Raw genomic sequence first — 21946 nt, forward strand, 5'->3', positions numbered from 1 at the left:
CGCCGCCCGCCCCTCGGCGCCCCCCACCTGGGTAAACTGGGGCGACACGGGAACGTCGAGCCAGGAGGAGCCGGGATGCCGCCGCACACTCCCTCCGCGGCCGGGACCTCTGGCGCGAGCGGCCTCCCCCGGGGCCGCCAGGCGCTGTCGGACAGTGTGTACGAGAGCATCAAGGCGATGGTCATGGACCATGAGATCGCCCCCGGCGCCAGGGTCGGCATCGACGCCCTCGCCCGCACCCTCAAGGTCTCCCCGACCCCCGTGCGCGAGGCCCTCGCCCGGCTGGAGGCGGACGGACTGGTCGTCAAACGGGCCCTGTCCGGCTACCGGGCCACCGAACTGCTCACCCGCCAGGGCCTGGCGGAACTCTTCGAGATGCGGCTGCTGCTGGAGCCGCGCGCCGCCGCCCTCGCCGCCACCCACGCCACCGAGGCCCAGCTCGACGCCATCGAGCGGATCGTGGAGGAGATGCAGTCCCGCCCCAGCGCCGCCGGCCGCTACGCCTCCTACCGCGACTTCGCCGCCCTGGACCAGCGCTTCCACGACGCCATCGGCCAGGCCGCGCACCGGCCGCTGCTCGCCGACGCCGTCCAGCGCCTCCACGCCCATCTGCACATCTTCCGGTTCAGCCAGGTCATCGGCGCCGAGGGCCCCACCGTCGCCGAGCACGAGCGGATCGTCCGGGCGGTGCTGCGCCGCAACGCCGAGCGGGCCGCCGAGGCCATGACCGAGCATCTGACCCGCAGCCTGGAACGGCAGCTGGCCGACGGGGACGAGGAGCGACCGGCGGCGCTGTAGGGGGAGGGGGCGTCCGGGTCACTCCGTGGAACGCCCGGCGGCGCTGTAGGGGGGAGGGGGCGTCCCGGTCACTCCATAAAGTGCCCGGCGGCCCTCCCCCGGTCGTGGATCAGCCGGATCACCCGGCCGCTCATCCGGTCGTAGTCCCGGTCGTTGTCCACCTCGCCGCGGATCCGGTGGCCGGTCATGACCACGATCCGGTCGGCGAGGGTCACCGTCTCCGTGAGATCGCTGCTGATGAGAAGGATCGGGAGTCCGTCGCGGGCGAGGTCCCAGAGCAGTTCGTGGAAGGCCCGCTTGGTCCGCACATCCACCCCGACCGTCGGTTCGTCGACGACCAGCAACCGGGTGTCGGCGGCCAGCCACTTGGCGAGGCTCACCTTCTGCTGGTTCCCGCCGGACAGCTCGCCCGCGCGCTGGTCCAGCCCCGCGATCCGGATGCCGAGCCGCTCCACCAGGTCCCGCGCGATGGCGCGTTCCTCGCGCGCGGGGACGTACCCGAGCGCGCGGGCCAGCCGCCGCCACACCGTCACCGTGATGTTGCGGACCACGGACTGCTCCAGGAAGACGCCCTCCTCCTTGCGGTTCTCGGTGACATATCCGATGCCGTACGAGTGCAGCGCCTGGCGCGGGGAGGTGATCCGGGCCGGGCGGCCGTGCACCCGGATCTCGCCGCCGGTGATCCGGTCCAGGCCCAGCACCGCCCGCGCCAGCTCGCTGCGCCCGGCGCCGACCAGCCCGTACAGCCCGACGATCTCGCCGGGCCGGACGGTGAGGGTGATGTCCCGGTGGCCGCCCGCGGTGCGGACCCGGTCGAGCGCGAGTGCCGGGGGCGCCGAGCGGTCGACCGTGCGCGGACGCATCTCACCTGCGGTGTGGGCGCGGCCGACCATCAGGCCGACGATGTCGTCGTGGCCGTGCCCGGCCAGCGGCGCCGACTCCAGGACCGACCGGCCGTCGCGCAGCACGGTGACGGTGTCGCAGAGGGCGAAGACCTCCTCCAGTTTGTGGCTGACGAACACCACACAGGTGCCGCGCGCCGCGAGCCTGCGGACCACCGCGAAGAGGCCCTCCGTCTCCTGCGGGGACAGCGACGCGGTGGGCTCGTCCAGCAGCAGCACCCGGCTCTCGGTGTGCAGGGCCTTGGCGATCTCCACCAACTGCTGCTGGGCGACCGACAGTTCCCGCACCGGGCGGTGCGGATCGAGGTCGACGCCCAGCTCGCCGAGCGCGGCCAGGGCGGGTCCGGTCATCGCCGCGCGGTCCAGCAGCCCGCGCCGCGACGGGGGCCGTTGCAGGGTGATGTTCTCGGCGACCGAGAAACCGGGGATCAGATTGCGCTCCTGGTGGACGACGCCGATCCCGGTGCGGATGGCGTCCAGCGGGGAGCGGAGGTGGACGGGTTCGCCCCGCCAGGTCAGGGTGCCGCCGTCGGGGGTGTGGACGCCGGTGAGGACCTTGATGAGGGTGGACTTCCCGGCGCCGTTCTCCCCGAGCAGGGCATGCACGCTCCCGGCGGTCAGCCGCAGCCCGACGCCGTCCAGGGCCCGGACCCCGGGGAACACCTTCACCAGGGCACGGCAGTCGAGGAGGACGTCCGGGGGCCGGGAGGTGGCGGGGGTATCGGGAGTATCGGCGGTCTCGGGGCTGTCGGGGCTCATGGGGTGCCTCCCGCGGGGGTCAGGGGTCGGGGGCCTTCGTCCCTCGGCGGGATCCTGTCGCCGTCCTGCCGCGCCGCGACCCGGCCCCGGTGCAGCTGCCCTCCGGCGACCGTGCCGAGGACCACCAGCCCGATCAGCAGGTTCACCCAGCTCGGGTCCAGCGAGAACTGGGCCCGCGCGGCATCGATCAGCCGGGTCACGAACGCCGCCAGCACCGTCCCGGCCACCGCGATGGAACCGCCGGTCAGCGCCACCCCGCCGATGATCGGCGCGGCGAAGCTGGGCAGCAGCCAGTCCCCGCCGACCGAGCGGTTGACGCCGGGCAGCGATGCCGTGGCGACCACCGCGGCCACCCCGGTCAGCAGCCCGGACAGGGTGTGGGCGACGACGATCTGCCGGTCGGTGGAGATCCCGGACAGCCGGGCGGCCAGCGGGTTGCCGCCCGCCGCGAGCAGCCGTCGCCCGGCCACCGTGCGGTACATGAACCCGGCGAGCAGCACCGCCACCGCGAGCGCGGCGACGAACACCAGCGGGATGTTCAGCGGCGCCGCCCGGCCGAGGTCGCGCAGGGCGGGGGAGTAGCCGTCGACGGTGCGGGTGCCGGTCAGGCGGTACTGGGCGCCCAGCAGGATCGTCATCGTGGCGAGGGTGACGAGGAAGCCGTTGATGCGGGTGGCCACGATGACGATCCCGGTCAGCAGGCCGATCAGGGTGGCGGTGGCCAGGCCCAGGGTCACGGCGATCGGTGCCGGTACCCCCTGATCGGCCATCAGGACACCCATCAGACAGGCGGTGAACCCGCCCAGCGCGCCCACCGCGAGGTTGAGCTGCCCCACGCACAGGGCCACCAGCTGGGCCAGTCCGATCAGGATCGGCGTCGCCAGGTACTGGAGGAAGACCCGCACCGAGGGGCCCTCGAAGAACGACCCCGAGGACGCCGCCCCCAGCGCCAGCGCCCCGGCGACGACCACCGCGAGCAGCAGGGCGGCGGTGGAGCGGGAGAAGCGGCGCAGGGCCGGGACCGTCTTCGCGGGGTCCGGGAGGAGTTGACTCAGCCGGTTCAGTCGGTTCAGCGGGTTCATGTGGACCGCACCGCCTTCGTGGGGCCCGGCAGGATCTGGGTCATATGGACCGCACCGCCTTCGTGGGGCCCGGCAGGATCTGGGTCATATGGACCGCACCGCCTTGCGAGAGGAAGCCGCCGCCCGGATCCGGTCCGTCGACAGGGCCAGCAGCAGGATGCCGCCGAGGTAGATGTTGAGGCTCTCCAGGCCGACGCCGAGCAGATCGAGGCCCTTGCGGATCACCCCGACCAGCGCGGTCCCCAGCAGGGTGCCCAGCACCGACACCACCCCGCCGGTCAGCAGGGTGCCGCCGAGCACCGCGCCCAGGAACGACGGCAGCATGAAGTCGTCGCCGATCGAGGCCCGGAAGGTGCCCGTGCCGACCGCCGCCATGAACCCGGCGAGCGCCGCCAGCAGTCCCGACAGGGTGTGGGCCAGCACGATCCGGCGCCCGGTGGGGATGCCGGACAGCTCGGCGGCGGCCGGGTTGGCGCCGGTCAGCAGCAGCTCCCGGCCCAGTCGCGTACCGGCGTACAGCAAGCCCAGTCCGGCCATGGCGAGCAGGGTGAACTGGGCGAGTTGCGGGATCGCCGGGGAGCCGCAGGGCGGGCCGACGCAGATGTCCGCGAGCGAGTAGGAGCGCAGTTCGTCGATCCCGGCGGGGCGGGCGGTGAAGGCGGCGTCCTCGGTGAGCGCCGAGTACAGCAGCGACACCAGCCCCAGCAGCGCGAAGTCCATGGCGAGGGTGACGACGAACGAACTCACCCCGGTCCGGGCGATCAGCCACCCGGTGAGCGCCCCGATCGCCGCCCCCGCCGCCAGGCACATCAGCAGCCCGACCGGCATCGGCACCCCCAGCCGGTCATAGCCCAGGCCCGCGAACAGCGCCCCGAAGGCCGCCATCCGGCCCACCGCCAGATTCATATGACCGACCGACAACGCCACCAGCTGGGCCAGCGCCACCACGGTCAGCGTGGACACGTCCCGCAGCAGCGGGAACAGCACCAGCCGCTCGTCCAGGAACGCCGGGCGCAGCGCCCCGAAGAGCGCCGCGAGCCCGATCACCAGCACCAGCAGCCCCAGCCGCTGGTTCACCCGGAACGGCAGCCGCCGCCGGGTCCCCGGGGGCCGGTCCGCCGCCGTGTCCGGCGGTTCGGTGACCGGGGTGGTCATGCCACCCTCCGGTCGTCCAGGGCGTCCTGGTCCCAGTCGATGCCGATGCCCGGGGTGTCGGGGGCGACCGCCAGGCCGTCCCGGATGGTCAGCTCGGTCCGGGTCACCGCCCGCAACTGCGGGATGTACTCCACGTACCGCCCATTGGGCACCGCCGCCGCCAGGCTGACATGCAGCTCCATCAGGAAGTGCGGGCAGACCATCACATTGTGGGTCTCGGCGAGATGCGCGACCTTCAGCCAGGGGGTGATCCCACCGATCCGGGCCGCGTCGACCTGGACGACCGAGGCGGCGCCCGCCTCCAGATAGCCGCGGAACTGCATCGGCGCGTACATCGACTCACCGACGGCGATCGGGATCCGGGTCGCCCGCGCCAGCCGCGCATGGCCGCCGAGGTCGTCGGCGGGCAGCGGCTCCTCCAGCCAGTACGGGTCGTACGGCTCCAGGGCCGCCGCCAGCCGCAGCGCCGAGGACGCCGACTGCGACTGGTTGGCGTCGGTCATGATGTGCAGCGCCGGGCCGACCGCCTCCCGGACCGCGCGCAGCCGTTCGGCGTCCTCCGCCGGGTGCGGGCGGCCCACCTTGATCTTGACACCGGCCCATCCCGCCTCGCGGGCCCGTACGGCGCTCTTGACCAGGTCCTCGGTGCCCAGATGCAGCCAGCCGCCCTCGGTGTCGTACACCGGCACCTCCTGGCGGTGCCCGCCCGCCAGCCGCCACAGCGGCTCCCCGGCCCGCTTGCACCGTACGTCCCACAGCGCGGTGTCGACGGCGGCGAGCGCGAGGGAGGTGAGGGCGCCGGTGGTGGTGGCCCGGGTCAGTCCGAACAGCCGCTGCCACAGCGCCTCCACGCCCCGCGCGTCCTGTCCGGTGAGGGCGGGCAGCAGATGGTCGCGGAGCAGGGCGAGGACGGAGGAGCCGCCGGTGCCGATGGTGTAGGCGTAGCCGGTGCCGGTCGAGCCGTCGTCGGTGACCAGGTCGACCAGGACCGTCTCCTGGGTGACGAAGGACTGGACGGCGTCCGTGCGGTCGGTCTCGACGGCGATGTCGACCAGGCGGGCGGTCGCGGTGGTGATGATGGTCATGTGGGGTCCGCTCTCTGTCGTCGGCTCGTCGGCTCGCTTGTTCGTTTGCTCGTTTGTTCGTTTGCCCGTCGGTACGTCGGTTCGTCTGCCGTGGGGGAGGGAGGGGGGGTCAGCCGCAGTCGAGGAGTTCGTCGGCGAACCGTGCCCTGAGCTGCTCGGTCTTGGCCCGTCGTGCCGTGTCGTAGTCGGCGGCGTTCGCCCGGTCCACGACGAACGACCCCGAGTCCACCTTCACCCCCGGCTCGCGCACGGTGCACTGCCCGGTCTGGAGCAGCGTCAGCGCCCAGGTCCCCACCTCGGCCTGGCCGACCGGGTTCTGTACGACGGTGGCGGCGACCGTGCCGTCCTCGATCGCGCCGAGGATCTTGGCGTCGTCGTCGATGGCGACCACCTTCGCCCGGGAGCCGGACGCCTGGACCGCGTCGGCGGCGGCGACCGCCGGGTTGTAGGCGGTGGCGACGATGCCCTGGACCTGGCCGCCCTTGGCCGCCATCAGGTCGGAGACCGCCTTCTGCGCGGTCTGGAGGTCCTTGTCGATGTCCGTGATCGTCTGGAGCAACTCGACCGCGCCGCCGGTCTCGTCCACGGCCCGGGTGACACCCTTGATCCGGAGCTGGGTGTTGGCGTCGACGTTGTTGCCGGTGAGATGGACCAGGGTGCCCCGGCCGCCCATCGCCTCGATCGCGGCCTGCGCGGCCCGGTAGGCGGCGAGTTCGACATCGGTGGAGAGGCAGAAGTCCGCCTCGTCGGTGTCACCGGCCGGGCAGGAGCCCAGCGAGGCCACGGCGAAGCCCTGGCCCTTGAGGTCGGCGAAGGTGGTGTTGATGTCGGTGGGGGACACCCCGAACACCCCGAAGGCGTTGAAGCCGCGGGCGGCGAGCGTGGACAGCAGATTGTTCTGCTTCTGCTGGTCCCACTCGGCCGTCTCGTCGAAGGTGACCTCGCCGAGCCCGTAGGTCGTCCCCGCCTCGGTGACGGCCGCCTTCCAGGGCTGGAAGTACGGGTGGGCGCCGCCCGGTACGAGGGCGACCCGGGTCCCGGAGCCGTCCGCGATCTCGGCTCCGCCGCCGCCGGTCCGGGCGGCCGGGGCGGTGGCGCCGGCCGCCGGGTCGGGCGCGTTGCGGTAGGTGCACGCGGCCGACCCGGAGGCCAGCAGCGCGACCGCGAGGACACCGGGCAGTACGGATCTGATCGGGAAGCGCATCTGCCACCCCTGCGCGATCGAGGACGGAATCAGATAGGAAATCGATGCCGCGATCGTGGAGGCGGGGGTGGGTGCGCGTCAAGGGGTGTGACGGGAGGGTGGGTGTGTTGGCCGGGTGGTGAGGGGGTTGGGAGTGACGGCTCGTGGGTGGTTGGGGTCGAGGGGGAGGGGGTGAGATCGTATAGGAAATGTCCTGGTGGGGTCTGGGGGGGGGTCAGGCCGTCGCGGTGGCCTTGTGGATCACCGAGCGGAGCCAGGTGTCGGGGCCCGGTGACCGAAGCTCCGTCAGGGCCCGGCGCAGGGTGGGCTCTTCCGGGCCGCCGCCGAGGGTCGCCTCCAGGGCGTCGGCGAAGTAGTGGGCGACCGGCGGGGCCTCGGCGCCCCGGAAGGCGCACAGGCGTTCGCCGGGACGGATCCCGGAGAAGCCGGTCTCCTCCAGCCAGCCCCAGAGCTGGGTGCCCGCGTCGCTCCGCCCATGGGCGCACATGGCCGCCACCATCGCGGTGAGCGCGGCCCGTACGGCGGGGGTCGCGGGGGCCACCCGGATGGTGCCGTAGTCCACCTCGACGACGGTGATCCCGCCGCCCGGCACCAGCACCCGCCGGGCCTCCCGGAGCGCCCGCAGCGCGCCGTCCTCGGTCAGATGCTCCAGGGTCCACATCATCCAGACCCGGTCGAAGGAGGCGTCCGGGAACGGCAGTCGGCGCGCGTCGGCCGTGCAGAGCGCGGCGGGTGTTCCCCGGGCGTCCAGGTAGGAGCGGGCGAAGGCGATCTGCGCCGGTGCGATGTCCACCCCGTGCAGCCGGAGCCCGGGGAAGGCGTCGCCGAGCACCCCCAGGACCGCGCCCGCGCCGCAGCCGACGTCGAGCAGCCGGGTGCCGGGCGGCAGTTCCGTACCGTCCAGGATGAGCCGGTGCTTCCAGAACTCGCCCTGCTCGATGAGCCGTCGCTGCTCCCGGGGCGTGTAGCCGTGGACATAGGAGCCGTGCGCCGGGGGCTGCGCGGTGTCGGGTCCGGGGGGCATCTCAGGCTCCCGGGGTGTCATAGACGCCGAACCGGAGATAGACCCCGATGTCGGCGGGCACTCCCGCCCCGGTGGTCCGGAAACTGCACAGTTCCTGGAGTCCGCCCGCACCGGCCGGCAGCCCCGTCGTCAGCCGCCGCACCATCCCGGCGTACGGGCGCGGGTCGACGCCCTCCAGCCGCATCAGCCGGGTGATCCGCGCGGTGGCCTCGGTGTCGGTGAGGGTGTTGCCCGGCAGCCGCAGATACAGATTGGCCTCGTCGGGACCGGCGGAGAGGCCGGAGGAGGAACCGGTGGACGACCCGGTGGAGGACCTGGACGAGAACCCGGTGGACGACCCGGTGGACGACCCGGCGGAGGATCCGATGGTGCCCGCGCCCGCCCGGAACGCCAGACAGGTCATCGGCTCGTTGTGCACGGTCCCGCTGTCCCGGCCGTAGATCAGGGCCCGCGCGCGGGCGGCCCGTTCCGGGTCGTGGTGCCGGGCCAGCGCCGCCACGGTGTCCAGTTCCTCGATGGCCAGGGCGTGATGGCGGAAGTAGACCTTCACCCGGGCCGAGTCGCCGCCGGTCAGGTCCAGGGCGAAGAACTCCAGCTCGTGCCCGCGCCGGGCCAGTTCACCGGCGCGGCGGCCCACCGGTGCCCAGGCGGCGGCCAGTCCCAGCCGGCCCATGGCCTCGCCCACCACCTCGGCGGCGCGGTCGCGGCCCTGGGCCTGCGGATTGAAGTACACCTTGTACCGGGGCTGTTCCCCGGGGCGCCGGGCCAGGGAGTGCCAGATGGTGGGGCGGCCGGGCTCGGGGGCGGGGGAGAGGAACAGTTCCTCGACGCGCAGACAGCGGGCGATGTCCGTACCGGGCCGCCGGGCCAGCCGTCGGGTGAGCCGCCGCCCGGCCTCCTGGCAGCCGTACGGGGTCGGGTCGGTGCCCAGTGACTCGAACAGCACCCGGACCTCGGGGCGGGCGCCGCGCCAGCTGACCGAGAGTTCGGCGGGGAAGCCGTCGGCCGCGACGAAGGACGGCGCCGGGCAGCGCGACCCGATCGGCCGGTCCCCCCAGGGGCGTAGCAGTTCCGCGAGGTCCCGCAGGGCGTTCCGGATGTCCCGCTCCCCGTCCTCGCCGGTGGGCGGGAGCCCCTTTCCCGCACGTTCTCCGTCCGTCGGATCCAGTCCGCGGCAGATGGTTTCCCATTTCTCCCCGAGAAACTGAGTGAACGTTTTTTCGGGGGCGTGGAAAAGCGCCGGGGCGGGCGCCTCATCGAGGAATTGCGCAAGGGTCACCGGAGCCACCTCTCCCGGCCCGGAACACGGCCGGTGCTGCGATCGATTCACGCCGGACCACCTGGTCCGGTTGCTGCGTTCCGGGAGTATGACCGGGGAGGACGGCCCTCGGAAGGGGGTCGGCGCCCCGGGATCAAGAGCGCGATTCAAGCCACCCGGGATGAGCGGGCGCCCCGCCTTTCAAACCGTCGGACCGGTCCCCGGGAATCGCCCGAAGAGGCAGAATGGAAGAGGCGATCCGATACCGCTCGACGCGGCCCGGACAGCGCGGTATCCCGCGCCCGGTAAGGGAGAAGGCGGGTGCGAAGGGAGCGAATCGGGGGCGCGGTGAAAGGGAACGGAGGCGGAGCGTCCGGCTCCTGCCCGAAGGGGTCCGCTTTCGGTCCGAATCGGCCGGGACGCCCGGGGCGGCCCTTGCGTCGCGGGGCCGCTGGGCAGAGTCCCCCTCAGTCGTTCCGGCTCGTCCGAACCGCCGGTCCGCACGGACCGGCCAACGATCCAGGAGCCCCCCACATGTCCGAGAGTTCCCCCCTCGTCCTGGACCCCCACGGCATCGACTGGTGGAGCGAGTACCGAGCCCTGCGCTCCGGCGCCCCCGCCACCCGCGTCGACCTCCTCGGCGTCACCGCGTGGTCGGTCGCCGACCCCGCCCTGCTCAAGCACCTGCTCACCGGCCCGGATGTCTCCAAGGACGGCCGCGCCCACTGGCCCCGCTACCCCGAGGCCGTCGCCACCTGGCCCCTCGCCCTGTGGATAGCCGTCAAGAACATGTTCACCGCGTACGGCGGCGACCACCGCAGGCTGCGCCGGATGATCGCCCCCGCGTTCAGCGCCCGCCGCATAGCGGACCTCGCCCCGGTCGTCCGCCGGATCGTCTCCGATCTGATCGACGACCTCGCGGCCGACGCCGGGGACGGCCCCGTCGATCTGCGCGAACGGCTCGCCTACCCGCTGCCCATCACCCTGCTCAGCCATCTCCTCGGCGTCCCCGACACGGAGAGCCGGCGGTTCCGCCAGGTGGTCGACGGCATCTTCGACACCACCCTCACCCAGGAGGAGGCCGCCGCCAACAGCGCACACTTCATCGCCCTCGCCGACCGGATCGTCACCGCCAAACGCGCCGCGCCCGGCGCCGACATGACCTCGCTGCTCATCGCCACCCACGACGAGGAGACCGGCGGCGGCTTCACCGACCTGGAACTGCGCGACACCCTGATCCTGATGATCGGCGCCGGGTACGAGACGACGGTCAATGTCATCGACGAGGCCATCACCGCGCTGCTCACCCATCCCGGCGCCCTCGACCGGGTCCGCGCGGGCGAGGCGGGCTGGCCGGACGTGGTCGAGGAGACCCTGCGGCTCACCCCGGCCATCCGCATGGTGCCGCTGCGCTTCGCCGTCCGGGACATCGCGCTCCCCGGCGGGCCGACCATACCCAAGGGCGAGGCCATCCTCCCGGCCCTCGGCGCCGCCAACCGCCACCCCGGCTGGCACGGCCCCGACGCGGACCTCTTCGACGTCACCCGCGGCGACAAGGAACACCTGGCCTTCGGCCACGGGGTGCACTTCTGCCTGGGGGCGCCGCTGGCCCGGATGGAGGTCGCCGAACTGCTCCGCCAGCTCTTCGGCCGCTATCCCGCCCTGCGCCTCGCCGTCCCCGCCGGACGGCTGGCCCCCCTCGGCTCCATGCTCAGCAACGGCCACCGGGAGCTGCCGGTGCACCTCGGGCCGCCCGCCGGGTAGCCGGATGCTGTTGGCGCGGGTAGCCGGGCCGGGGCCAGCGCTCAGCGCGAGGGCCGCTCTCCCGGCCCGGACGTCCCCGGCTGGTCCAGCTGCGAGGCCAGCACCGCCGCCTGGACCCGGCGCTGGACACCCAGCTTGGCCAGCAGCCGGGAGATGTGGTTCTTGATGGTCTTCTCGGAGAGATACAGCTTCTTGCCGATCTCCCGGTTGGTGAGCCCGTCCCCGATCAGGGCGAGGATCTCCCGCTCGCGCGGCGACAGCCCGGCCAGCTCCGGCGCCACGGCCGGGCTCTGAGCCGGATCCGCGCGCAGCGAGCGCATCAGCCGCGCGGTGGTCGCCGGGTCCAGCATGGACTGCCCGGAGGCCACTGTGCGGACCGCCGAGATCAGGTCCGAGCCCCTGATCTGCTTGAGGACATAGCCCGAGGCCCCGGCCATGATCGCGTCCAGCAGGGCGTCCTCGTCGTCGAACGAGGTCAGCATCAGACAGGCCAGCTCCGGCATCTGGCTGCGCAGCTCCCGGCAGACGGTGATCCCGTCGCCGTCCGGCAGCCGCACGTCCAGCACCGCCACATGGGGTCGCAGCGCCGGGCCCCTGGCCAGGGCGTGGGCCGCGCTGTCGGCGTCGCCGACCACCGAGATGTCCGGTTCGGCGTCCAGCAGATCGGTCAGACCCCGTCGTACGACTTCATGGTCGTCCAGCAGGAACACCCGGATCGGGTGCTGCTCGGTGAAGGTGCGTGTGTCGGGCATGACGACCCCTCGTGTGGCGTTCCCCGGTCGCCGGCGGGCTGCGGGCTCCCCGTGACCCGGCCGCGCCGCGGCTCGGCACGGGGCTGCACTGCCGATGATCGCGCGCCGGGGCCGTACGCACCAGGGCCGACCGGCCCCATTCGGCGGTGCGAGACGGACCGCCGGGACGGGCTCAGGGAGGGCTCAGGGAGGGCTCAGGGCGTGAAATCGACGTCCACGACCCCCTCCACCGCCCGGATCAGCCGGGCCGCCACCGGGATCAGCGAGGTGTCCCGGACCCGCCCGCCGAGGGTGACCGCGCCCTCGCGCACCTCGACCCGGACGGCCGAGTCCGGCAGGGGGAACAGATACGCCACGATCTCCCGCCGCACCTGCTCGGCGATCTCCTCGTCGTCCCGCAGGAACACCGTCAGCAGATCACCGCGGCCCACCACCCCCACCAGGACGCCCCGCCCGTCGACCACCGGCAGCCGTCGCACCCCCGACCGGGCCATCACCCGGGCCGCCTCCGCGAGGGTCGCGCCCGGCGCGACGGTCAGCGCGGGCGCCGTCATCAGCTCACCGGCCCGCACGCCGCCCGCCTTCGCCAGATCGGACAGCCGGCTCAGCCGGGTACGCCGGTCCGGGTCGCTGTCGCGGAACTCCTCCTTCGGCAGCAGATCCGCCTCGGACACCACCCCGACGACCCGGCCGTTCCCGGCCACCACCGGCAGCGCGCCGACCCCGTGGCCGTGCAGCAGCCGCACGATCTCCTTGAAACCGGCGTCGGGACCGACCGCCACGACCGACCGGGTCATGACATCGCGGACGGTCCATGAGATGCCGTACGTCCCGTACATCCCGTGCGTCCTGTGCGTCTCGTGCGTCCTGTGCGTCCCGTACATCTCGTGCCTCCCGTGCACCTCCTGCACCTCGTACATCCCGTCCCGCCGCCCCTTCAGGTCCGGTGCCCGGCGCCGTAGGGCCCGTACAGGTCCAGCAGCCGGGTGCGGGCCGCGTGCAGCCGGTGGGCCAGGACAGCGCCGACCCACTGGGCGACCGCCTGCCCGAGCACGGCGTCCTCGTCGCACATCGCGCGGACGGCGGTGGCGTCGAACTCGTATGCCCGGACCGGGGTGGTGGCCTCCGCGCCCAGCTGCCACACATGCGGGGTGAACAGCCAGGACCAGCCGACGAGTTCGTTGTGGCGCAGGGTCTCGATGACGGCGGCCCGGCCGCCGGGGACATGCAGATCGAGTTCGACGGTGCCGGTGCGGATGAGCCAGAACCGGTCGGCGTGACCGCCCTCCTCGAAGAGCCGGGTGCCCTGGGGGAAGGACACCTCCCGGGCGGTGTCCATCAACCGCTGCCGGTGATCGACCCGGAGCGCGCGGAGCATGCTGGGCGTGGCGGTGGCGGTCATCGTTGCCTCCCGACGCGAGGTGGGGTGGAGTGAGGTGGAGTGAGGTGAGAGGGGAGGGTGGCGGCGCCGTTCCCCCGTCCCCGGGTGTTCCCCAGGGTGCGCGGCAAGGGGGCGGGGCGGGCAGGGGCCGCCCGGCCCGGCGGCCGGGCCGTTCGGCACGCGAAAGGCGGGCCGCCCGGCTCCGGTGCGAGGGCCCGTCCGGCATCCGGCGGCCCGGCGGCGGCCCGCACGACAGTGGGGGCGCCGGGCAGCGACCCCCTCGCAGCCCTCCCGAAGGGACACCGCCATGGCCGTCCACCAGCAGCCGCACCCGCACCGCATCCGTCCCGGCCGCAGCCCGCGGACCCCCGCCGCCCCGGCCCTCTCCCCCGCGCAGGGATACGTCCTCGCCGTCCTGCGCCTGATCACCGGGTTCGTCTTCCTCTGGGCGTTCCTCGACAAGACCTTCGGCCTCGGCTACGCCACCCCCTCCGGCAAGGGCTGGCTCGACGGCGGTTCCCCGACCGCCGGGTTCCTCGGCTCGGTGAGCGCCGGCCCGCTGGAGTCCACGTTCCACGGCTGGGCCGGGGACGCCTGGGCGGACTGGCTGTTCATGCCGGGCCTGCTCGGCATCGGCGTCGCCCTGGTCGCCGGGGTGGCCCTGCGGTGCGCCGCGCTGGCCGGGAGCGTGATGATGGCGCTGATGTGGCTCGCGGAATGGCCCCCCGGGCGGCAGCTCTCCGACGGCTCACCGAGCATGTCGAGCAACCCCTTCGCCGACTACCACCTCGTCTACGTCCTCGTTCTGATCACCCTCGCCGTCCTCCCCTCCGGCACCGCCCTCGGCCTCGGCGACCGCTGGGCCCGGCTCCCGGGGATCCGCGCGCTGCCGTGGCTGCGGTGAGCGGCACTCCCCGGGCGAGCGGAGACATTCCCCGGGCGAGGCGCGATACCCCCCGGGCGAGCGGAGACCCTCCGGGCGAGGCGCGCCACCCCCGCCGGGCGAGCCGAGACACCCCCCAGGGCCGAGTGGCCCCCGGTGAGGACGCTCGGCCCCTCGCGGACCGCCACCGCGCACCCCACGCTGGAGAGAGCGAGATCCCGCGAGATCCCGCGAGAACTCCGCGAGATCCCCGAAGGAATGGAAGGGCGATGAACGTCATGGAACTGCCCGTGGTGGTCGGAGTGGACGGCTCCGAGCCCGCGCTGCGCGCGCTGGACCGGGCCGCCGAGGAGGCCGCCCTGCGCGCCACGGAGCTGCGGGTGGTGTACGCCTCGCTCTGGGAGCGCTACGAGGGCACCGCCCTGGCCGACGGCCTCGGCGGCACCCCCGCCGAGTCGGTACTGGCCCAGGACATCGTGGAGTCCGCCGCCCACCGCGCCCGGCAGCGTCACCCCGGGCTGCGGGTGCACGCGGACACCGTGCCCGAGGAGCCCGAGTACGCACTCGTACGGGAGAGCCGCAACGCGTCGCTGCTGGTCACCGGCAGCCGGGGCCGCAGCGGGCTGTCCGAGGCGCTGCTCGGCTCGGTCAGCCTGACCGTGGCCGGGCACGCGCACTGCCCGGTGCTGGTGGCGCGCGGCGAACCGGCCACCAGGCCGCACGGCCGGATCGTGGTCGGTGTCGGCGCCGAGTCCACCGAGGCCCTGCGCTTCGCCGCGGACGAGGCCCGCCGCCGGGGCGCGGTCCTGGAGGCGGTACGGGCCTGGCGGGCGCCCGCGCAGGGCAGCCCGAGCCCGGCGGCGCTGGCCGGGGAGTCCGCCCGGCACCGCGCGGAGCGGGCGGCCCGGGAACTGGACGAGGCGGTGCAGACGGCGCTCAAGGACTTCCCGGACGGCGCCCCCGGCCCCGAGATCCGCCGCCGTACGGTTGAGGGCCCGGCCCGGAGTGTGCTGGTGGACGCCGCGACGGACGCCGACCTCGTGGTGGTCGGCGCGAAGCGGCGCCCCCGCAGCTTCGGGCTCCAGCTGGGCCGGGTGGCCCACCGGGTGCTGCATCACGCGCCCTGCCCGGTGGTCGTGGTGCCCGAGCGGGGCTGAGGAAGCTCTAGAAGAGGCTCGCCGCGTGGTCCGGGACGTAGGTCTGGAGATCGCGCGGCGGGCGCTCGTAGCCGGTGGACGGCGGGCGGTCGGGCAGTTCCAGGACCGGCGGCGGCACCTCGTGGTACGGCACCGAGTCCAGCAGATGGGCGATCATGTTCAGCCGCGCCCGGCGCTTGTCGTCGGACTCGACCACGAACCAGGGCGCCTCGGTGATGTCGGTGTGCACCAGCATCTCGTCCTTGGCCCGGGAGTACGCCTCCCAGCGGGTCAGCGACTCCAGATCCATCGGGGAGAGCTTCCAGCGCCGCAGCGGGTCCTCCAGCCGCTTGCGGAACCGCTCCTGCTGCTCGGTGTCGCTCACCGAGAACCAGTACTTGCGCAGCAGGATGCCGTCCTCCACGAGCATCCGCTCGAAGATCGGGCACTGGCGGAGGAAGAGCTGGTACTCCTCCTTGGTGCAGAAGCCCATGACGTGCTCGACACCGGCGCGGTTGTACCAGGACCGGTCGAACAGCACGATCTCCCCGGCGGCCGGCAGGTGCTCCACGTACCGCTGGAAGTACCACTGAGTGCGCTGGCGCTCGGTCGGCTTGGGCAGCGCGGCGATCCGGGCGACCCGGGGGTTGAGATGCTCGGAGACCCGCTTGATGGTGCCGCCCTTGCCGGCCGCGTCCCGCCCCTCGAAGACCACGACCAGGCGGGCGCCGGTCGTGCGCACCCACTCCTGGAGCTTGATCAGCTCCGTCTGGAGCCGCAGCAGCTCCGCTTCGTACGCCTCCCGGGGCACCTTCTTCGGCTTCTTCCCCCGCTGCCGGTTCTGCTGCCGGTCCCGCTGCCGCTGCTTGTCGCCGCCCACCGCGCCTCCGCTCCCCTGATCGACACCAGGGGGTCACGCTACGTTCTTGCGCTGTTCCGCGCACCCCGGCCCGGTGATCGGTCGGGTGATCGGGCGGTCCAGCTCCGGGGGCAGCTCGGGGTGGATCTCGAAGACCCCGTCGAGCCGGACGGCGCGCAGCACCCGCAGAAAGTGGCGGCCCCCGGCGATCAGCCGCAACCGGCCCTGCCGGGCCCGGACCCGCTTCCGGGTACGGCACAGCACGCCCAGTCCGGTGCAGTCGATGAACGACACCGGGCGCAGATCGAGCACCAGATCCGGGTACGGGGCCGACGCGAGGGCGTCCAGGCGGGCCGCGAGGGGTGGTGCGGTCGCGAGGTCGATCTCGCCGTACAGGGCGACGACGGTCGTCCCGCCGACGGTGCGGACCGGGGGCGGCGGGGGTGTGGGCCTCCTGGCGTTCTCGGACATGTACCAAGGGAAGCGGCGGGGGGTGGGGTGGGGGTAGGGCCGGTCGGGCCTGTTTTGTGGTGCCGGGTGGGTCCCCCAGGGGCGGGGAGGGGTGCGGGTGGCCGGTGGCTGGTCGCGCAGGGGTACCCCCAGCGCCCCTTGAGGGACGGAGCGGGGACGCCCCTTTAGGGGCGCGGGGAACTGCGCGAGAACCACCCACGGACCCGCACCCCGCATCGGACAGGCACCCGGCAGACGCATCCGCATCCCACCCCTGGCCGGATGGCCAACGCACGGTAGGGCCATCTCGTCCACTATGGACGTACGGCTGAATATCCGGGCAAAAGGAGCGTGAGCGCGATGTCGGGACCCGAGAGGGACGAACGGCCCCTGGGCGATCTGGGCCGCCGCCTCGCCACCCGGCGCGCCCAGCTCGGCCTGACCCGGGACGACGTGGCCGACCGGGCCGGCATGGCGGCCAGCTACGTCCGCTATCTGGAGGAGCACCCCGGCGCCGCCCCCGACCGTGGCACCCTGCTCGGGCTCGCCGGAGCCCTGGAGACCACCGTCCCCGACCTCACCGGCGGCACCGCCGATCTGCCGCCCGGTCTCGAAGAGGCGTCCCGGACGGCGGAGTTCGGCGAACTCGGCGAGACCGAGAGCCGCACCCTGCTCGGCAGCCACGGCGTCGGCCGGATCGCCCTGCCCACCGACACCGGGCCGGTGGTCGTGCCGGTCAACTACAGCGTCGTCGGCGGTGCCGTGGTCTACCGCACCGCCCCCGGCACCACCCCGGCGCTCGCCGCCGGGCACCGGGTCGCCTTCGAGGTCGACCGGATCGACGACGCCTTCAGCCGGGGCTGGTCCGTCCTGGTCCGCGGCGACGCCCGCGAGGTCACCGACCCCGACGAGATCACCCGCCTCGACGCCGACGCCCACACCGCGCCCTGGGCGGGCGGCGACCGGGACCTGTGGATCAGCGTGGACCCGGCGGTGATCACGGGACGCCGGATCAGCGTCTGAGGTCTCTCCCTCACCGGGCTTTCCCCCCTCACCCCCTCCCCAGGGCCGAACGTCCCGGGACAAAGGGCCGGTCGGCCGGGGCGGCGGGTGCTCACCGGCGTCTGCCGGGGGAGCGGCGGGCGGCGCGAGCATCGGGCCGGGAAGGGGCCCGGAGCGCCGGGCGGTCGCCGGGGTGAGGGAAGGGGCACGGCATGACGTACCGGGTCGTGGTCGGGGTGGACGGATCGCTCGCTTCGGTGCGGGCCCTGGACCGGGCCGCCGAGGAGGCCGTCCGGTTCGGGTGCGCGGTGAGGGTGGTGTACGCCGTGCCGGACCGGGACGAGGCCGGGCCGGTGCTCGCGCACGCGGTGTCCCGGCTGCGGGCCCGCTGCCCCGGGGTGCCGGTGGAGGTGGGCGCCGCCGAGGGGGACCCGGTGGGGGTCCTGGCCCGGGAGAGCGAGGCCGCCGTCCTCACGGTGATCGGCTCGCGGGGGCTGGGGGCGCTCGCAGGGTTCGTGTGCGGGGCGGTCGCCCCGAGGCTCGTCGCCCGCGCGGGCGGCCCGCTGATGGTGGTGCGCGGGGCGCTGCGCCGGGACCGGCGCCGGGACGTACTGCTCGCCCTGGAGCGGGACACCGACGCCGACGCCGCCGTCTACGCCCTGGGGGAGGCCGAGCGTCGTACCGCCCGGCTGCGGGTGCTGCACCCGGCCGCCCGCCGTCCGCGCCCCGTCGGCGGGATCCCCCGCCCGCACCCGCTGGTGGACGCGACCCGCACCACCGCCGTCGTGGTGGCGGCCACCCGCGCAGGACGCCCCGGCCCCGTGGCCCACGCGCTGCTGCACCACGCGCACTGCCCGGTGGTCTTCGTCCCGGCAAGCGCCTGATTCCTTGCCCCTCCCTCAGCCGGGGTCGGCCACCAGGCGTACCCCGGTCACCAGGTCCGGGTGGATCCGGACCGTCTGGGACATCTCCTGGTCCACCCAGGGATGGATCAGCCGGTGGTAGCGGGCGAGGTCGGCGGGGTCCGTGACCAGCCGGGCGTACCCGGTGACGACCACGCTCCAGCCGAGGTGGGTGTCCGGGTCCAGGGCGTCCGCCTCGTAGGCGACGACCACCCCGGGGGTACCGGCGCCCTGGGCCTGGGAGGTGAGGGCGGCGCCGTCATGGGTGCGCAGCACGATGTCACCGTCGTCCAGGACATGGTTGACCGGGCGGACGGTCGGCAGCGCGTGCCGGGTGAAGACGATCCGGCCCAGCGACACCCCGCCCAGCAGCCGCAGCGCCTCCTCGGCCGGGATCTCCACCCGGCGACGCGGACCGGCAGCCGCCGCCGGGGCGGGGTTCACGTATCGGACCATGACGTGCTCCTAGGCTCGACTGCTCGACTGCTCGACTGCTCGACTGCTCGACTGCTCGACTGCTCGACTGCTCGACGGGTCGACGGGTCGACGGGTCGACGGGTCGACGGGTCGACGGGTCGACTGTTCGACGGGTCGCGCCGGTCGGTCCTCGGCCACGGCGCAGCACCAGGGTCGGACGCGCGGGGCCGTGCCGGGAGGTGCTGACCTTCCCCGGCACCAGGGCCGACCGGCCCAAGGGGCGGTGCCCGGAGCCGGGGGACGGTTACGGTGGGCGTGTCCGGGGCGCCCGGTTCCCGCAGGTCGCCGCCCGCAACACGGAATACCGAGACCGAGACCGAGACCGAGGAGAGAAGCAGGTGGCAAGCCCCGACGAGTCCTGGGAAGCGCGGGTACGTCTGCCGCAGCTGCGGCTGGACGAACTGCTGGAGGAGCTCCAGGCCAGGATCGACGCCGCCCGTGGCACCCGGGACCGGGTGCACAGCCTGCTGGAGGCGGTCCTCTCGGTGGGCCGGGAACTCGATCTGGAGCAGGCCCTGCGCAGCATCGTGGAGGCCGCCGCCGCCCTGGTCGACGCCGAGTATGCGGCGCTCGGGGTGATCGGCCCCGACGGGCGCCGCCTCTCCGCGTTCCACACCGTCGGTGTTGCCGAGGACGAGATCGCCCGGATCGGCCACTACCCCGAGGGCCACGGCATCCTCGGCGAACTGATCCGCAACCCCGAGCCGCTGCGCCTGACCAAACTCTCCGCGCACCCGGCGTCGTACGGCTTCCCGCCCAACCATCCCCCGATGAACACCTTCCTCGGCGTCCCCATCCGGGTCCGCGACCAGGTCTTCGGCAATCTGTACCTGACCGAGAAGCGGGGCGGCGCCCAGTTCGACGAGGAGGACGTCGCCGTCACCTCCACCCTCGCCGTCGCCGCCGGGGTCGCCATCGACAACGCCCGGCTGTACGAGGAGTCCCGGCTGCGGGAACGCTGGCTGCGGGCCACCGCGGAGATCACGCACAGTCTGATGTCCGGCGGTGAGCGGGGCGAGGTGCTGCGGCTGATCGCCGGGCGGGCCCGGGACATCATGGGCGCGGCGCTCGCGGTGGTGGCGATGCCCATGGAGGACACCGACGCGCTCGGCGTGGAACTCGCCCTGGGCCCCGAGGCGGACGCGGTGCGCGGCCTGGTCGTCCCCGCCGACACCGGCCTGATCGGCGAGGCGTTCACCCGCGTAGCCCCGGTGACCAGCCCCGATGTGGGCGACGACGACCGGGTCGCCGCCCCCTCCCTGCGCGCGGCCGGTCTCGGCCCCGCCGTCGCCGTCCCGGTCGGCACCGGCGAGGACGGGGTGCGCGGGGTCCTGCTCCTCCTGCGCGAATCAGGCCGGACGGTTTTCACGGCCACCGAGATCGAACCCCTCCAGGGCTTCGCCGCGCAGGCCGCCGTCGCGATGGAACTCGCCGAGCGGCGCCGGGACGCCGAGGAGGTCGCCGTCCTCAAGGACCGCGACCGCATCGCCCGCGACCTGCACGACCTCGCCATCCAGCGGCTCTTCGCGACCGGTATGACCCTTCAGAGCGCGGGCCGCTTCATCGAGCACGCGGAGGCGTCGGAGCGGGTGGCGCGGGCGGTGGACGACCTGGACGAAACCATCAAGATCATCCGCTCCACCATCTTCGGCCTGCGCGCCCGCGAGGGCACCACCGGCGGGGGGTTGCGCGCCCGCGCGGTCCGGGTGGTCGGCGAGGCGGCACCGGTCCTGGGCTTCGCGCCGAGCGTGCGGATGGAGGGCCTGGTCGACACGGACGTACCGCGCGAGACCGCCGACCATGTGGTGGCGGTCCTCTCCGAGGCGCTCACCAACGTCGCCCGTCACGCGCGTGCGGCGCGGGTCGACGTGGCCCTGACGGCGGCGTCCGGAGAGGTCCGCCTGACGGTCACGGACGACGGGGTGGGCATCCCGGCGAAGGGCCGCCGCAGCGGCCTGAACAACATGCGGGAACGGGCCCGTTCGCTGGGCGGCACGCTGGCCATCACGACGCCGGAGAAGGGCGGCACGCAGGTGGACTGGAGGGCCCCGCTGCCCTGAGGTCTTCGGGGTTCCTTCCTCCCTCGTCGTCATCGATCTCCCTCCCGTACCCGTACGCGCTTGTGTGCCCGCTCACGGCCACAGAACGCTCTGCGTGTGCGGGGCCCGGGGCAGGAACTCGATGGCACTGCTCCGGAGCAGCCGTGCATCATGCACGCAGGGCGACATCCGCCCCCCGCCGCTGACTGCTGACCGCCGACCGAAAGCGACTGCCATGAACCGCCTTCCCGCTGACCCGACGGTGCTCCACCCGTTCCCCGATCAGCCGCGGGTGGTCCTGCTGAAGCCGCTGGTGACCTCGCCGCTGATCGAGGTCGGGGAGTACTCCTACTACGACGACCCGGAGGATCCGACCGCGTTCGAGACCCGCAACGTCCTTTACCACTATGGCCCGGAGAAACTGGTCATCGGGAAGTTCTGCGCGCTGGGCACCGGAGTGCGGTTCATCATGAACGGCGCCAACCACCGCATGGACGGCCCCTCCACGTTCCCCTTCCCCATCATGGGTGGCTCCTGGGCCGAGCACTTCGACCTGCTCACCGGGCTGCCGGGCAAAGGCGACACAGTCGTCGGAAACGACGTCTGGTTCGGCTACAACACCATGGTCATGCCCGGAGTCCGCATCGGACACGGCGCGATCATCGCCTCCGGCGCCGTGGTCGTGGACGACGTCCCCGACTACGGCATCGTCGGCGGCAACCCCGCCGGCCTCATCCGCACCCGCTACAACGACGACGAGATCGCCCGCCTGCTCGCCCTGGCCTGGTGGGACTGGCCCGCGGAGCACATCACGGAACACATCCGGGCCATCATGTCCGGCACCATCGACGCCCTCGAAAAGATCGCCCCCCGAACCTGAGCCGACCTCTCAGGAACACCACGCGAGGACTGACGGGGCGAACGTTGCCTGCTGCGGCACTAGTGTGATGCGCCGGAAATCCTGAGGGTTAGTTCTGGCCTGTTTGCTGGCCGGCGGTTCCGACTTTGGTGAGGTAGTCGGCGAGAGAGTTGAG

Annotated in this window: 21 protein-coding genes; 8 read left to right on the forward strand and 13 right to left on the reverse strand. The window is 73.5% G+C overall.

Annotated elements, in window-relative coordinates:
- The first annotated feature begins 75 nt into the window (after positions 1-75).
- The gene (locus ABZX40_RS19180; RefSeq protein WP_355739782.1) at positions 76-798 is read left to right on the forward strand and encodes a GntR family transcriptional regulator; all 723 of its coding nucleotides are present in this window, start codon (positions 76-78) and stop codon (positions 796-798) included.
- 68 nt (positions 799-866) lie between these two features.
- Here ABZX40_RS19180 and ABZX40_RS19185 read toward each other — a convergent pair whose 3' ends face one another.
- The 7 genes from ABZX40_RS19185 to ABZX40_RS19215 all read right to left on the reverse strand — a co-directional run bounded on the left by ABZX40_RS19185 (position 867) and on the right by ABZX40_RS19215 (position 9288).
- Entirely contained in the window at positions 867-2459 is a 1593-nt protein-coding gene (locus tag ABZX40_RS19185) for a sugar ABC transporter ATP-binding protein (protein ID WP_355739779.1), read from the reverse strand.
- A complete protein-coding gene (locus tag ABZX40_RS19190; RefSeq protein ID WP_355739777.1) occupies positions 2456-3541 on the reverse strand; it encodes an ABC transporter permease in 1086 nt (361 codons plus the stop codon). The genes ABZX40_RS19185 and ABZX40_RS19190 overlap by 4 nt, the downstream gene beginning before the upstream one ends.
- An 84-nt stretch (positions 3542-3625) precedes the next feature.
- Positions 3626-4696, reverse strand: a complete 1071-nt coding sequence (locus tag ABZX40_RS19195; RefSeq protein WP_355739774.1) for an ABC transporter permease — start codon at positions 4694-4696, stop codon at positions 3626-3628.
- Positions 4693-5781: a mandelate racemase/muconate lactonizing enzyme family protein gene (locus ABZX40_RS19200; RefSeq protein ID WP_355739772.1), complete on the reverse strand. Its 1089-nt coding sequence runs from the start codon at positions 5779-5781 to the stop codon at positions 4693-4695. Before ABZX40_RS19200 ends, ABZX40_RS19195 begins: the two co-directional genes overlap by 4 nt.
- Before the next feature lie 109 nt (positions 5782-5890).
- Positions 5891-6985: a substrate-binding domain-containing protein gene (locus tag ABZX40_RS19205; RefSeq protein ID WP_355739769.1), complete on the reverse strand. Its 1095-nt coding sequence runs from the start codon at positions 6983-6985 to the stop codon at positions 5891-5893.
- Between the two features lie 214 nt (positions 6986-7199).
- Entirely contained in the window at positions 7200-8009 is an 810-nt protein-coding gene (locus ABZX40_RS19210) for a class I SAM-dependent methyltransferase (RefSeq protein WP_355739766.1), read from the reverse strand.
- Position 8010: 1 nt separating this feature from the next.
- Entirely contained in the window at positions 8011-9288 is a 1278-nt protein-coding gene (locus ABZX40_RS19215) for a tryptophan dimethylallyltransferase family protein (RefSeq protein ID WP_355739763.1), read from the reverse strand.
- A gap of 513 nt (positions 9289-9801) precedes the next feature.
- Here ABZX40_RS19215 and ABZX40_RS19220 point away from each other — a divergent pair.
- Positions 9802-11031: a cytochrome P450 gene (locus tag ABZX40_RS19220; RefSeq protein ID WP_355739761.1), complete on the forward strand. Its 1230-nt coding sequence runs from the start codon at positions 9802-9804 to the stop codon at positions 11029-11031.
- A gap of 41 nt (positions 11032-11072) precedes the next feature.
- Here ABZX40_RS19220 and ABZX40_RS19225 read toward each other — a convergent pair whose 3' ends face one another.
- From ABZX40_RS19225 to ABZX40_RS19235, 3 genes are all read right to left on the reverse strand, one after another.
- A complete protein-coding gene (locus tag ABZX40_RS19225) occupies positions 11073-11783 on the reverse strand; it encodes a response regulator transcription factor (protein ID WP_355739759.1) in 711 nt (236 codons plus the stop codon).
- Between the two features lie 194 nt (positions 11784-11977).
- Positions 11978-12622, reverse strand: coding sequence for a CBS domain-containing protein (locus ABZX40_RS19230; RefSeq protein ID WP_355740086.1), 645 nt, complete (start codon positions 12620-12622; stop codon positions 11978-11980).
- 98 nt (positions 12623-12720) lie between these two features.
- Complete coding sequence (locus tag ABZX40_RS19235) at positions 12721-13185, reverse strand: cyclic nucleotide-binding domain-containing protein (protein WP_355739756.1); 465 nt, start codon at positions 13183-13185, stop codon at positions 12721-12723.
- A gap of 286 nt (positions 13186-13471) precedes the next feature.
- On the opposite strand from ABZX40_RS19235, the gene ABZX40_RS19240 reads away from it, so the two are divergent.
- Positions 13472-14068 carry a hypothetical protein gene (locus ABZX40_RS19240; RefSeq protein WP_355739753.1) on the forward strand — a complete coding sequence of 199 codons (597 nt, stop codon included), beginning with the start codon at positions 13472-13474 and terminating at the stop codon, positions 14066-14068.
- Between the two features lie 257 nt (positions 14069-14325).
- Positions 14326-15204 (forward strand): universal stress protein, encoded by an 879-nt coding sequence (locus ABZX40_RS19245; RefSeq protein WP_355740084.1) that lies wholly within the window; start codon positions 14326-14328, stop codon positions 15202-15204.
- 7 nt (positions 15205-15211) lie between these two features.
- Here ABZX40_RS19245 and ppk2 read toward each other — a convergent pair whose 3' ends face one another.
- Together ppk2 and ABZX40_RS19255 are read right to left on the reverse strand one after the other, a co-directional pair.
- Complete coding sequence (ppk2, locus tag ABZX40_RS19250; protein ID WP_355740082.1) at positions 15212-15994, reverse strand: polyphosphate kinase 2; 783 nt, start codon at positions 15992-15994, stop codon at positions 15212-15214.
- A gap of 102 nt (positions 15995-16096) precedes the next feature.
- Positions 16097-16513, reverse strand: coding sequence for an STAS domain-containing protein (locus tag ABZX40_RS19255; RefSeq protein ID WP_355739751.1), 417 nt, complete (start codon positions 16511-16513; stop codon positions 16097-16099).
- A 339-nt stretch (positions 16514-16852) separates the two neighbouring features.
- On the opposite strand from ABZX40_RS19255, the gene ABZX40_RS19260 reads away from it, so the two are divergent.
- Together ABZX40_RS19260 and ABZX40_RS19265 are read left to right on the forward strand one after the other, a co-directional pair.
- Positions 16853-17515 carry a pyridoxamine 5'-phosphate oxidase family protein gene (locus ABZX40_RS19260; protein WP_355739748.1) on the forward strand — a complete coding sequence of 221 codons (663 nt, stop codon included), beginning with the start codon at positions 16853-16855 and terminating at the stop codon, positions 17513-17515.
- 191 nt (positions 17516-17706) lie between these two features.
- Positions 17707-18378, forward strand: a complete 672-nt coding sequence (locus tag ABZX40_RS19265) for a universal stress protein (protein ID WP_355739745.1) — start codon at positions 17707-17709, stop codon at positions 18376-18378.
- A 15-nt stretch (positions 18379-18393) separates the two neighbouring features.
- Here ABZX40_RS19265 and ABZX40_RS19270 read toward each other — a convergent pair whose 3' ends face one another.
- On the reverse strand, positions 18394-18852 hold the full coding sequence (locus ABZX40_RS19270) for a pyridoxamine 5'-phosphate oxidase family protein (protein ID WP_355739743.1): 459 nt from the start codon (positions 18850-18852) through the stop codon (positions 18394-18396).
- Between the two features lie 359 nt (positions 18853-19211).
- On the opposite strand from ABZX40_RS19270, the gene ABZX40_RS19275 reads away from it, so the two are divergent.
- Together ABZX40_RS19275 and ABZX40_RS19280 are read left to right on the forward strand one after the other, a co-directional pair.
- Positions 19212-20933 (forward strand): GAF domain-containing sensor histidine kinase, encoded by a 1722-nt coding sequence (locus ABZX40_RS19275; protein WP_355739741.1) that lies wholly within the window; start codon positions 19212-19214, stop codon positions 20931-20933.
- A 214-nt stretch (positions 20934-21147) separates the two neighbouring features.
- A complete protein-coding gene (locus tag ABZX40_RS19280) occupies positions 21148-21792 on the forward strand; it encodes a CatB-related O-acetyltransferase (protein WP_355739738.1) in 645 nt (214 codons plus the stop codon).
- Positions 21793-21946: the final 154 nt, after the last annotated feature.

This window comes from Streptomyces sp. NPDC004610 (assembly GCF_040609715.1).
Lineage (GTDB): Bacteria > Actinomycetota > Actinomycetes > Streptomycetales > Streptomycetaceae > Streptomyces.

Excerpts from the sequence above, each read along its gene's own strand:
- ABZX40_RS19185 (WP_355739779.1), bottom strand. The coding sequence starts at position 2,459 with ATGAGCCCCGACAGCCCCGAGACCGCCGATACTCCCGATACCCCCGCC.
- ABZX40_RS19265 (WP_355739745.1), top strand. The coding sequence starts at position 17,707 with ATGACGTACCGGGTCGTGGTCGGGGTGGACGGATCGCTCGCTTCGGTG.
- ABZX40_RS19200 (WP_355739772.1), bottom strand. The coding sequence starts at position 5,781 with ATGACCATCATCACCACCGCGACCGCCCGCCTGGTCGACATCGCCGTC.
- ABZX40_RS19240 (WP_355739753.1), top strand. The coding sequence starts at position 13,472 with ATGGCCGTCCACCAGCAGCCGCACCCGCACCGCATCCGTCCCGGCCGC.
- ABZX40_RS19205 (WP_355739769.1), bottom strand. The coding sequence starts at position 6,985 with ATGCGCTTCCCGATCAGATCCGTACTGCCCGGTGTCCTCGCGGTCGCG.
- ABZX40_RS19260 (WP_355739748.1), top strand. The coding sequence starts at position 16,853 with ATGTCGGGACCCGAGAGGGACGAACGGCCCCTGGGCGATCTGGGCCGC.
- ABZX40_RS19220 (WP_355739761.1), top strand. The coding sequence starts at position 9,802 with ATGTCCGAGAGTTCCCCCCTCGTCCTGGACCCCCACGGCATCGACTGG.
- ABZX40_RS19210 (WP_355739766.1), bottom strand. The coding sequence starts at position 8,009 with ATGCCCCCCGGACCCGACACCGCGCAGCCCCCGGCGCACGGCTCCTAT.
- ABZX40_RS19245 (WP_355740084.1), top strand. The coding sequence starts at position 14,326 with ATGGAACTGCCCGTGGTGGTCGGAGTGGACGGCTCCGAGCCCGCGCTG.
- ABZX40_RS19280 (WP_355739738.1), top strand. The coding sequence starts at position 21,148 with ATGAACCGCCTTCCCGCTGACCCGACGGTGCTCCACCCGTTCCCCGAT.
- ABZX40_RS19195 (WP_355739774.1), bottom strand. The coding sequence starts at position 4,696 with ATGACCACCCCGGTCACCGAACCGCCGGACACGGCGGCGGACCGGCCC.
- ABZX40_RS19230 (WP_355740086.1), bottom strand. The coding sequence starts at position 12,622 with ATGTACGGGACGTACGGCATCTCATGGACCGTCCGCGATGTCATGACC.
- ABZX40_RS19235 (WP_355739756.1), bottom strand. The coding sequence starts at position 13,185 with ATGACCGCCACCGCCACGCCCAGCATGCTCCGCGCGCTCCGGGTCGAT.
- ABZX40_RS19180 (WP_355739782.1), top strand. The coding sequence starts at position 76 with ATGCCGCCGCACACTCCCTCCGCGGCCGGGACCTCTGGCGCGAGCGGC.
- ABZX40_RS19270 (WP_355739743.1), bottom strand. The coding sequence starts at position 18,852 with ATGGTCCGATACGTGAACCCCGCCCCGGCGGCGGCTGCCGGTCCGCGT.
- ABZX40_RS19225 (WP_355739759.1), bottom strand. The coding sequence starts at position 11,783 with ATGCCCGACACACGCACCTTCACCGAGCAGCACCCGATCCGGGTGTTC.
- ABZX40_RS19255 (WP_355739751.1), bottom strand. The coding sequence starts at position 16,513 with ATGTCCGAGAACGCCAGGAGGCCCACACCCCCGCCGCCCCCGGTCCGC.
- ABZX40_RS19190 (WP_355739777.1), bottom strand. The coding sequence starts at position 3,541 with ATGAACCCGCTGAACCGACTGAACCGGCTGAGTCAACTCCTCCCGGAC.